This window comes from Coleofasciculus sp. E2-BRE-01 (genome assembly GCF_040221695.1).
In the GTDB taxonomy this organism is placed as follows: domain Bacteria; phylum Cyanobacteriota; class Cyanobacteriia; order Cyanobacteriales; family Coleofasciculaceae; genus Coleofasciculus.
On record NZ_JAVKEA010000059.1, the window covers coordinates 123,396 to 134,210 of the forward strand.

Consider the following 10,815-nt stretch of genomic DNA (forward strand, 5'->3'; position numbering starts at 1 on the left):
TCCTTGTAAAAAGATGAGCAAATTTGAGAAAAGCTTGGGTTTACTGACTGGTTCTGCGTCTTTCGAGATCGCGGACTAATTCAAAGGTTTTTAGCTCTAAATCTGGGGGGTTATCGAAGTTCGCTTCCACTAATTCATCATCAAAGATGCTATTGTAGGAATACTCGACCCCATGACAATTGAGGCAGACTTCTTTGACCATGCGATCGCGCGGTAAAAGGGTATAAGTATTGTTGTGATTAACCAATACCGTTTCACCTCGTTCTTGACGCGGTAAGTGGCAAGTCGCACAAGTTACAGATTCAGTATTGGGTCGAATTAAGTCTTTTTGCTTGGCAAAAATTTCAGCGTGTCGTGAGTTTTTGTAGTTCAATGAGTGAGAGTCATTGTGACAAGATAAACAGGAGTCTACTGATGCTTGTACCGTATTTACCGAGTGAACATTGTGACAAGCATTACAATTCATCAATTGATCTTGCGCTGATTTTTTCATCGGCAACTTTGCCATAGCCGGGGTGAGGGGCGATAAGCCTTCATGGATTCTAATCCCATGCTTTCCCCAACCAAAAGTTTCCACGGCAAATTCATGACAGCTTTGACAAGTTTCGAGGGTGGGTTGAGCAATAAATTGTTTAGTTTTTTCGTCTTGATGACAACTCGAACAATTTACTTCTGCCAAAGCATGAGCGCTATTTTTCCACTGTTGGTCTATTTCTTGCAATTGTGCTGATGTGACAGAATTAGCACTCGCGATCGCGCTTCCAGGATATAACCAAATTAGCACCGCTAACCCCAAGGCTAGAATTGGTTTCACGATCGTCCCTCCAAAAACTCGTCGCTTAAATCCGGTTTGGGTGCAGTTTCCACAGTGGCTGTCACGGTGCGTTGGGGTAAACCGGGTTCGGGTAGCATGGGTGGTTCATCGAGGTGTTGGCGGATAAAACCCGTCGAAATCGAGCGATGATCGTGGAAGTTGTGACAACCCGCCGTCCAACAACCATCAGGAGAAAAGCCCGTATGACTGGCTAATTCGCCTTCAATTAAACCTTGATGACAAGCCATACATAAATCTGGTTTGAGATGAACGCCACGCCCAAACATATAAACGTGTTCTTCGTGGCAAGCTGTGCAAGTTAGCACATCTAAACGGGTTAATAATTCCGCCCAACGCGGATCGCGAAACTTCTTAGCGCCGTGGGCATCTTCAGCTAATTCGGCTTCGTGACAACGGTTACACGTTTCGTTAGAAACAGGTTTAAATCCTTCATGACACGAATTACAAGAAACATCAAACAGATAATGACCATCTGAAGTTTTTCCGGGCAAGAATATGCTGCGTTGGTCGAGAGCAAAAGCCGCACCAAACCAAATAAAAAGCAAAATGACAACGCCAATAATGGCAGTGCGTAACGAAAGGATTTTGAAGGCGGAGAATTTACCAGATTGGCGTGTCATAGTTTACCCAAAAATCGGTTGAGTAAAATAAGGTATTGCTGATATTTGACGGGAAAAGACAATCAAGTGCTAACTCCTGGATGAGCCGAAAAAATTTATTTCTCGCTTCAGCATTAAGCAAGGATCTAAGAGGTTAAGAATCGGGCTTCATTTTGTCCGCCATTGCTTGAGCATCAAGATTCAGCTCTTCGGCGGAATAGTCAGCACCATCAAGCATTATCTCGGTAATTGCACCGTAAGCATCAACCCAAGCTTGTTTAGTTTCCGGAGTCCAATCAGTCTTTAAAAATTGCTCAAAGGTCATTAATAAAGCATTTCCAACTAAGGGATAATGTTCGGGAAGTGCGCCGTATTTAACGTGCCGCGCCCCTAAGCCTTTGAGGGAATCACTCAAGACTTCGGGTTTGCGAAGATTTTCGACAACTAAGACCAACGAAGCTAAAAGCTTTTTGCTTTGTTCTTCCATGTTGGTGTTAGCAAACAAAGGTTTAGCTTCGGGATAAGTCGTGAATAAGTTTGTATAAAAACTAGAGGCAAATTCATTGGCGTGGGGTTTGACTTTGCCAAAGCTTGTTTCCAGCAGTTCAACGTTTAGTGACATCGCTTTGTTGGGGGGAATTTTACTGTAGTTCAAAAAGTCATGGCAAAAAATTGGGCAGTTTATTTAACCCGAAATTCAGGAGATTTTGAGATTTATGGATTGGGGTTAATTTTTTAGCGACTGTTTTAATTTGCCACCTTAGTGTTTTACGCAAAAAAGAACTTGATTAATGTAAAAAGGAATACAAAAAACCTTAAATCTTTCTTAAATTACATTTTTTAAATGCAATTTTTGCATTTGAGCAGCCCAATTGGGTCGTCTCAATGCCAAAATAATCCCCTAGGGCGATCGCGTCTTCACAATCAGATCGATAGATCCGGTTTCGAGATCGCCTTGCAGGGGTTTCGACCACACGATACAAAACCTTTGAGTCTGGGCTGTAATGTTTCCCACTTCCTTACTATACTATCGATCCTTCTGCCATCGGGCGATCGCCTGCTGCGCGGCTGGGTATGAGGGAGTATCGGGCGGAACTAAGGCGGCGGTTTTTATCGCCAGTGACAACTGACCCCGCCATGCACGAGAATTGGCAATTAGATAAATCTGGCGACTCCATTGATCAATTAACTGTTGCGCTTGATCATAACCCGGTTGACCTGGGTAAATTTTACTTAAAGTATTAATTGCCCGATTATAAGACGAGGCTTGATTCCGTCGCAGTTGCTGTTTAGCCGCTTGAATAATTGCTTGGTTTTGCTGCTGCTGTTTCGCTTGAGTCTGCCAGGTTTTAATCGCCGACTGCGCCCGATTATAAATCGAGGAATTGGTAGACGGAACTAATTTTGCCGCCGCGATCGCAGATGCAAAATTGCCTTGTTTCGCCCGCCCTTCAGCTAAGTCAAGAATCACCTGACTCCAGCGCTGGATATCCTGTTGCGCTTCCTGGTATAGGGGTTCACCGGGTTGAATTTTCTGGGCTTGGGCGATCGCTTGACTGAAGAGGGAGGCTTGATTGGGTTGGATTCTACCCTTAGCTTGTGCCAAAATCCGTTGGTTCGCTTCCATGGACTCCGGATCAGAGGGCGGTGGTGAGTCTAGGGGCTGTTCCTGGGGTTTATCCTCAGACACAGGTGCGATACGCTGATTCTCCACGGGTGAGGGGGGAAGCGGTGAACCAGTGGCTTCAGGTGCAGAGCTAGTCTGATCAGCGACGGGACTTTGAGTCACTGAACCCTCCGTCTCTTCATCGGCTGTGGGTTGGGTTTCAGTTACAGGCTGGATGATCTGGGGACTTGTCCCAGTTTGACGGTTAAGAATCTTGAGAGTGAGCAGCATTAGCACCAAAACCAGTATCAGTCCACCCCCTTGCAGCAGCCATTGTTTCCATGTCTGATCCTCTTGACTATCGTTGTCGGACACAAAATCAGGTATCTTCACCAAAGCGGTTGCTGAGTCGGAAGTTGCTGAGTTGGACTGTTCATCGACATCCCTCTCCCTAGGTGTTAACGAGTGCGTCGATTGTTTGTCCGGTATGGCAACGGCATACTTGGAGACAGGGGCGGTTGCGCCATTCCCGTTATCAGTAGAGGCGTCTTGATAGGCTGACTTGCCATTGGTCTGATCCCCCGATGTTAAGGTTGAGGCTATTGGTGTCGCCGTTGTCTCTTCGATGGAAGTAGACCCAGAGATAGGTAAAATGAGTTGTTGTCGGGTGGCTTCAGAAGGAATAATAATTAAAGGCGTCTGTATCGGTCGCCAGTGATGTTGACTTAACTCCGGTAAGCGATCGCCTAAATACTGCTCCAAGTTTGCCAGGGTTAGCTCGGTTTGATAGTAGCGCAGGGCTTCCAGTAAGGCGGCGCTAAACAAACCATTCCGCAACGCCGTCGCTTCGTGGGAAAATTGCCCAAGCTGACTGGACATGATCAGCGTAATTCCCATCTGACGAGCTAATTCCACGGTTTCCGCACCCACCGATTCCCCGGCTTGCAGTCCTGGCGATCGGTTAATATCCAGTAAAACCAGCAGATTTTCATCCCCTTGAGGCTGAAGCGAACTGAGAAGCGATCGCATCGGTATCCCGGTACGAGGAATATCCTGGGGATTCCCATCAATAGGCATGAGATAATCAGCTTGTTGCCAACAGACCCCATAACCACTGAAAAAGAACCACCGCCAAGACTTTGATGGGGACGTTTTGCCATTCGTTGGGGAGGGTTGGCGAGTCGCGTCCAGCCAGCGCCAAATATTGTCTTGGTTGGGGTAGGTGGATTGACGATCAATCAGAGGTGAATGGTCAGTTAATACTAAATAATCCTGGGATGACCCATTCCCCTGCTGCACCAGAAACTGCCACAAGGCTTGAGCATCCGCCTGTCCGTAGTTTAAGGGCGGTAAAAACTGATAGCGATTAATGCCAATTGCAACGCAAGCGTAATTTGCCATGGATTTTGGGTTTCGACGTTGGCGGCTGGAACTTGATCAGTGTTGCCATCGTCTTGTCGGACTAACGGTTCAGTCTTGATCAAGACATTACAGACAAAATCATTTTATAGTCTCCGCTACCTGTCCGTTAGGATAACCTTGAAATCGTCTCCAATGGGGAGATTTAAAGAATCATCAACAATCTGCCCTTCAGGGTTTATCCCAGGCAACGTCTGCTGTTAAAATCTCTGTTTCATCACCCGTCGTCTACCCCAATGATCCAGTCAATTGCCCGAAAACAAATTGCGCCACTCGGTTTATGGGTGTTGTTCGGTTGTACCAGTATCAGTTGGCTGATCACCGCCGCGATCGCTCCTGAGATGGCTCAAGCTTACACCGCACGAGTGGAAGTATCTCTCATCAGTCAACCTGAGGAAAGTTATTCTAACTTTCTCCGCCGCGCTGAAGCCGTTGCTAGAGCCGCCGCCCAACGCAGTTTCGATGGTGATATATTGGTCACTGATGTTGCTGTGACCATTATTGGACAACATAATAACGCGATCGCTCCGATTTTGTTGCTAGACGTGAGTCGTCAAAACTGGAAACGGCGTCCTGTTGTTTCGTTTTGGGCAACTTATTTTCCGGGGACTCAATCCCTGCTAGACTTTAGCCAGCCATCAGGGTTTAACCCGCCAGCCGAGTCTGAGCCGAATCAGTAAGTAGTCGGACAAAAGAAAACGGTACTGTATTAAGTTTTGTAAATTGCGCTAAAACCCTTACTATTCCCTGTGACACACCGAGCGTGTTACCGAGCGTGTTGCCGAGCGAAGCGTTCGACTGAACTTCGACAGGCTCAGTTGCCGCGCTCACGCCGAAGTCCGAGGTGTTCCCTGTTAAGAGTTCCCTAATCTCAACCGTTAACTTTAATTGTGTCCACCCACTTAAATAGAGAGAGGGCTTGTGCATAATATTTGAGGTAGCGTGCTGGTTCCTCAAATTGCCCAAGCCCTTAAAGCATTAAGGTTCTGATTTGTCCCTATATCAAATTGTGTCCTCTGAGGATGGGTTCCCGCCTCAGCAAAACTTCTTAATCTTTTACGCCAATTGGCTGATAAGTCGGGCTAGCTGCATAAATGTAGAAAGCATACCAGATAAACCTTTCAAGCATTTTTTGGCTAAACAAGTCCAAGGTTTTAGTTCCTAGATACTCTACATCTTGGCATTATGTGCCTCAGTGGTCGCAGAATCTTCCTGACACAGGGATTGAAACTGTTGCCTATTGCCTGTTCCCTTCCCTAAACCAGCAACACGTATTCAGCAAGCCTTAATTCGACTGGTTTTGTTGTTGTTGACGCTCTTTGACAGCCTGAGTTAACAAGTAGGTCGCTAGGCTACTCAGTGACCTACTTTCTTCCTCTGCCCACTGTTCCAAGGCTCTCTGGATTTCTTCCGGTAGATAAGCAGTGACCCGCCCTTTGAGTTTCATCAGCCCTAAATTTTAATGCTTCAACATATTCCAGTATATAGTTTTTCACTGTTTATTGCTCAATCTAAATTCGTTATACACTAAAATAATACACTTTACATTAAGAAGCCAAGTTGGTCAGCGTTTGGGCTTTGTACCCACCCTCCAGAGAGCGTTTTCCTCTTCCACCCCCATGCCACAAAAGCGAAGCATCCTATGGCTTCCCCACATAACAAAAAGCTCCCGCATCCTCTGGTCTCCCCCGTGCAACAAACGAAGCATCCTTTGGTCTCCCCCTTTTGAAGGGAACGGAAGGGGGATCGACAAGGGGGACGGAAGGAGGATGGAGAGGAGCTGGGGGTGAGGCTGTAGCCTGACATGCTGCCAAACTGTCCAGATCTCCACAGGAGAAATTAACCCCAATGGGGTATACCTTAAATGTCCCATAAGTCTGACAATTATTTATAATATTTTTAAGGAAGACTAAAAAAAAAGGATATTGCATTTTAATGCCAAAGCGTTAACTTTACAAAAACTAGAATTTATTAAGATTTAATGAAGCATAAAAATTCAGTAAACCACCCTTAAAATCGCTAAAATTCAGGAAACCAAATGGCTTCAAAATCGTCATTTATTCTGAGTAGCATTGAATCTAGAATAGGCAACAACCAATGACATACAAGATGAACACAACAGTATTGACCAATTGCTGGTTGGTAGTTGCCAATCTATTCACCATGACCAAGAAAAAAAGGAAACGAACCCACTATCTACTGTTGACGTTACTCCTGGCGGGTTTACCAACGGGAGGACTGGCTCAATCGGTTGTTGAAGCGCCAGATGGGACAGGTACTATTGTCACACCCAATGGTGATCGGTTTGACATTACCGGGGGACAAACTTCTGGAGATGGGGTGAATCATTTTCATAGCTTCAGTGAATTTGGTTTAGACGCGAATCAAACGGCTAATTTTATTTCTGATCCTACTATTAAAAACATTCTGTCCCGTGTGACAGGTGGCGACCCTTCGGTCATTAATGGGGTGCTGCAAGTGACGGGGGGAAATTCTAATCTATTTTTAATGAATCCTGCGGGTATTGTCTTTGGTGAAAATGCTCAACTTAACGTTCCCGCATCCTTTACCGCTACAACCGCTACGGGTATTGGTTTTGGCGATAATTGGTTTAATTCACAAGGGGCAAATAATTATGCCACATTGATTGGTCAACCCAATGCTTTTACGTTTAACACCGACAACCCCGGATCAATTGTGAATGGGGGGAATTTGGAGGTAGAAGCCGGACAAGATTTAAGCTTAATTGGGGGTACGGTTGTCAGTACGGGTAGCTTAACCGCGCCAGACGGAGGAATTAGTGTGACCACTGTCCCTGGTGAGAGTATGGTGCGGATTAGCCAACCTGGATATATGCTGAGTCTAGAGGTTCAACCCTCTGATTCAATCCCGTTAACTCCCCTGAATTTGCCTCAGTTGTTAACGGGGACTGGTCAGATACCGGGTTTGCAGGTGAATGGTAATGGAGAAGTTCAATTAGTTGGGTCGGGTATCGCTGTAGAAAATGGGGATATCGTGGCGCGTAATGTGAATTCCCAGACGGCTGCACTATCCGCTCAACAGAATCTCACGTTAGTGGAGAGTCAATTACAAACGACGGGAGATTTAAATCTGCTGGCAAAGGATACAGTACGGGTGCGGGATAGTCTGGTCAATCCATTTCTTGCCCAAGCTGGGGGAAATCTCTACATTCAGGGAAATCAGAGTATTGATATTTTAGCCCTAAATCATCCGCAGACACCGTTTCAAAGTGGTGGTAATCTCAGTTTAGTCAGTGATGGCAATGTTTCTGGCGATGCTCACTTTACCAGTGGCGGCAATTTCTCGATTCTGAATTTGTCCGGTGAGCCAGGTAATTTTGTTAGCCTTTACGACCCAATTATTCGGGTTGATGGTGATGTTGAGTTTGGTGATTACACAGGTGCAGCCCTTTTAGTAGAGGCGACAGGTAGTATCCAGGGGGGCAATATTACAATTACTAGACCCGATGATTCTCTTGATGCTACTGAGGGAATTTCTGATTCAGATTTGGAGCTTTTGACCAGTCAACCAACACTAATTTTGCGAGCCGGGTTGGATGCGGTAAATTCGACTAACGTTCCTGCAACTGAAGGCTCAACCAATTTTCAAACACCAGGATCACCGTTATCGCTGCCACCAGGAAGTATCAATGTAGGAAATATTAACACTTCCGATGAAGTTTCTATACTTAATCAAGCTAATGCTGGCCCTGTAATATTGTTTGCCACTGGTGACATTATTACGGATACTATAACGGCGACTACAAGTAGAGGTAGTAGAGACGAGCCTGGTTTTGTCAATCTGTCGGCTCAAGGAAATATTACGACTGACACTATCAACACAAGTGATAAAGGACAAGGGAATGCGGGTTCTGTAACAGTAATAGCTGGAGGTAATATCAGCATCAATGATATAGATGCTAGTGAGCAAGGACAAGGTAATTCAGGCGACGTAAGCTTGACAGCAGGGGGTTCGATTACACCAGGCAATATCGATCAGACGGCTCTCCCACCAGGCGATAGGGGTCAGCTTCAGATCACACCTAACCAAACCAACCCCATACCCAATCCCCAACCGCAACCCAATCCCCAACCGCAACCCAATCCAGAACGGATTTATCAACGGATTCCTGCACTGATTTATGAACGGACTCCTCAACCAATTCCTGAACCGGAACCGATTACTGAAGCCGAACCAATTCTTGAAGCGGAACCGGAACCGATTTCTGAAGCCCAACCGGAACCGGAACCAGAACCGGAACCGGAACCGGAACCGGAACCGATTACTGAAGCCGAACCAATTCCTGAACCGGAAGCGGAAGCCGAACCGATTACTGAACCGGAAGCCGAACCAATTCCTGAACCGGAAGCGGAAGCCGAACCCAATCCTGAACCGGAAGCCGAACCGATTACTGAACCGGAAGCCGAACCGATTACTGAACCGGAAGCTGAACCCAATCCTGAACCGGAACCAATTCCTGAACCTAATCTAAATAGTACAAACCCAAGTAGTAATGAACCGAGTGATAACAACCCAGTTAACCAATCCCCCTCTGACAACAACCAATCTACTACAACCCAAGAGCAATCCGAAACAAACCCGCCGATAGATTCAACTCAAACGGATTCTGTGGCTGAGTTTGAAGAAAAATTCACGCAGCAATTCAATGAATATTTAGAGCTACCTGGAGATATTTCCCTGAGAACCCTAGCAGAAAGCCGGGAAATTCTCGCTAATACTGAAAAATCAACTGGAGCTAAACCTGCACTCATCTATGTCGGTTTCGCTCCCCAAACGATTGCTACTGATGAGGCAACAAATGTACCCTTCCCAACTCCAAGTCCTCAAGATCAGTTAGAAATACTGCTGGTAACTGCTCAAGGAACCCCAATTCGTAAAGAAGTAGAAGGAGTAACCCGTGAGCAAGTCCTGAAAGTTGCTAATGAATTTCGTTTGCAAGTCACTAATGTCCGTAGCCAAAAAGGTTATATTGTGCCGGGACAACAACTCTACAACTGGTTGGTGAAGCCGTTGGAAGATGAGTTTCAAGGTCAAGGGATCGAAAATCTCATTTTCCTTCTCGATACTAACTTGCGCTCCGTTCCAGTGGCGGCACTCTATGATGGTGAACAGTTTCTCATCGAAAAGTACAGTGTTGGTTTAATGCCGAGTCTTAGCCTCACTGATACCCGTTATGAGCCTGTTACCAACATGGAAGTTCTGGCAATGGGAGCCTCGCAATTTACCGATAAACAACCATTACCAGCTGTGCCAGTAGAGTTATCAGAAATCACCCAGGATATATGGCAGGGAAAATCGTTTCTCAATGAATCATTCACGGTGAATAACCTAAAACAACAGCAAAACCGTCAGCCTTATGGCATGATTCATTTGGCAACTCATGCTGATTTCGTGCCAGGAGATCTGAGTAACTCCTATATCCAATTTTGGGATAGTAAACTGCGACTTAATCAACTGTCTGAGTTAGGCTTAAACAAGCCAACGGTAGAGTTATTGGTGCTAAGCTCTTGTCGCACGGCATTGGGGAATGAGGAAGCGGAATTAGGCTTTGCTGGGTTAGCTGTTAAAGCGGGAGTTAAGTCGGCGGTGGGGAGTTTGTGGTATGTGAGTGATCAAGGAACCTTGGGGTTGATAACTGAATTTTATCAGCAGCTCAAACAAGCTCCAATTAAGGCAGAAGCTATGCGCCAAGCTCAACTAGCTATGCTCAACGGGCAAGTTTATACACAAGATGGAAAACTGATTACCACTCAGGACATGATATCTTTACCACCGGAACTTGCTAGGTTAAGAGATCAAACCTTTGAACATCCTTATTACTGGAGTGCGTTCACAATGATTGGTAGTCCCTGGTAATTAGTCATTCGTCATTTTTCATATAGCATTTTAAATCATTCATGAAATCCAACGCTAGTTTCTAATCATACTTAAAATACCTGGAACTCTTTCTTCCTGTTGCCTGTTCCATAAGACACACCGAGGGTGTTACCGAGCGTGTTACTGAGCGAAGTCGAAGTAAGTCGAGGTAAGCGATGTCCTGAGCTTGTCAAAGGGTCGAGGTTTTGCCTGTTGCCTTTGTCTACCATCGTGATTTCCACATCTCAAATAAAAATGCTATTCTCGCGAAGCGAGAAGCAAGCTACGTTTATATAAGGATTTGAGGCATATTCACAGAACTTAACATAGTTCTGTTGATTTATACAATCTACACTTTGGACAATCTGTCAATGAAGTTTTAATGAAGTTTAGCAACTATACAATATACGATGCTATCCTAAAAATAAGGCATAGATTAAATTATTGATGCTGCTGAA

7 protein-coding genes are annotated in these 10,815 nt (G+C 45.4%); 2 read left to right on the plus strand and 5 right to left on the minus strand.

Annotated elements, in window-relative coordinates; genetic code table 11:
* Window positions 1-40: 40 nt before the first annotated feature.
* The 4 genes from RIG66_RS07175 to RIG66_RS07190 all read right to left on the minus strand — a co-directional run bounded on the left by RIG66_RS07175 (window position 41) and on the right by RIG66_RS07190 (window position 4,441).
* Entirely contained in the window at window positions 41-814 is a 774-nt protein-coding gene (locus tag RIG66_RS07175; protein ID WP_446376569.1) for a hypothetical protein, read from the minus strand.
* Window positions 811-1,455, minus strand: coding sequence for a cytochrome c3 family protein (locus RIG66_RS07180; RefSeq protein WP_446376571.1), 645 nt, complete (start codon window positions 1,453-1,455; stop codon window positions 811-813). The genes RIG66_RS07175 and RIG66_RS07180 overlap by 4 nt, the downstream gene beginning before the upstream one ends.
* Window positions 1,456-1,588: 133 nt before the next feature.
* On the minus strand, window positions 1,589-2,056 hold the full coding sequence (locus tag RIG66_RS07185) for a globin family protein (protein WP_446376573.1): 468 nt from the start codon (window positions 2,054-2,056) through the stop codon (window positions 1,589-1,591).
* A 405-nt stretch (window positions 2,057-2,461) separates the two neighbouring features.
* The gene (locus RIG66_RS07190) at window positions 2,462-4,441 is read right to left on the minus strand and encodes a caspase family protein (RefSeq protein ID WP_446376575.1); all 1,980 of its coding nucleotides are present in this window, start codon (window positions 4,439-4,441) and stop codon (window positions 2,462-2,464) included.
* A 254-nt stretch (window positions 4,442-4,695) separates the two neighbouring features.
* Here RIG66_RS07190 and RIG66_RS07195 point away from each other — a divergent pair, with 254 nt between their 5' ends.
* A complete protein-coding gene (locus RIG66_RS07195) occupies window positions 4,696-5,139 on the plus strand; it encodes a hypothetical protein (RefSeq protein WP_446376577.1) in 444 nt (147 codons plus the stop codon).
* Window positions 5,140-5,744: 605 nt separating this feature from the next.
* Here the strand turns inward: RIG66_RS07195 and RIG66_RS07200 are convergent.
* Window positions 5,745-5,906: a ribbon-helix-helix domain-containing protein gene (locus RIG66_RS07200; protein WP_006104592.1), complete on the minus strand. Its 162-nt coding sequence runs from the start codon at window positions 5,904-5,906 to the stop codon at window positions 5,745-5,747.
* A gap of 662 nt (window positions 5,907-6,568) precedes the next feature.
* On the opposite strand from RIG66_RS07200, the gene RIG66_RS07205 reads away from it, so the two are divergent.
* A complete protein-coding gene (locus RIG66_RS07205; RefSeq protein WP_446376579.1) occupies window positions 6,569-10,357 on the plus strand; it encodes a CHAT domain-containing protein in 3,789 nt (1,262 codons plus the stop codon).
* Window positions 10,358-10,815 lie beyond the last annotated feature (458 nt).

Coding starts and splice junctions, on each gene's coding strand:
- RIG66_RS07185 (WP_446376573.1), bottom strand. CDS start 2,056: ATGTCACTAAACGTTGAACTGCTGGAAACAAGCTTTGGCAAAGTCAAA.
- RIG66_RS07205 (WP_446376579.1), top strand. CDS start 6,569: ATGAACACAACAGTATTGACCAATTGCTGGTTGGTAGTTGCCAATCTA.
- RIG66_RS07195 (WP_446376577.1), top strand. CDS start 4,696: ATGATCCAGTCAATTGCCCGAAAACAAATTGCGCCACTCGGTTTATGG.
- RIG66_RS07200 (WP_006104592.1), bottom strand. CDS start 5,906: ATGAAACTCAAAGGGCGGGTCACTGCTTATCTACCGGAAGAAATCCAG.
- RIG66_RS07180 (WP_446376571.1), bottom strand. CDS start 1,455: ATGACACGCCAATCTGGTAAATTCTCCGCCTTCAAAATCCTTTCGTTA.
- RIG66_RS07190 (WP_446376575.1), bottom strand. CDS start 4,441: ATGGCAAATTACGCTTGCGTTGCAATTGGCATTAATCGCTATCAGTTT.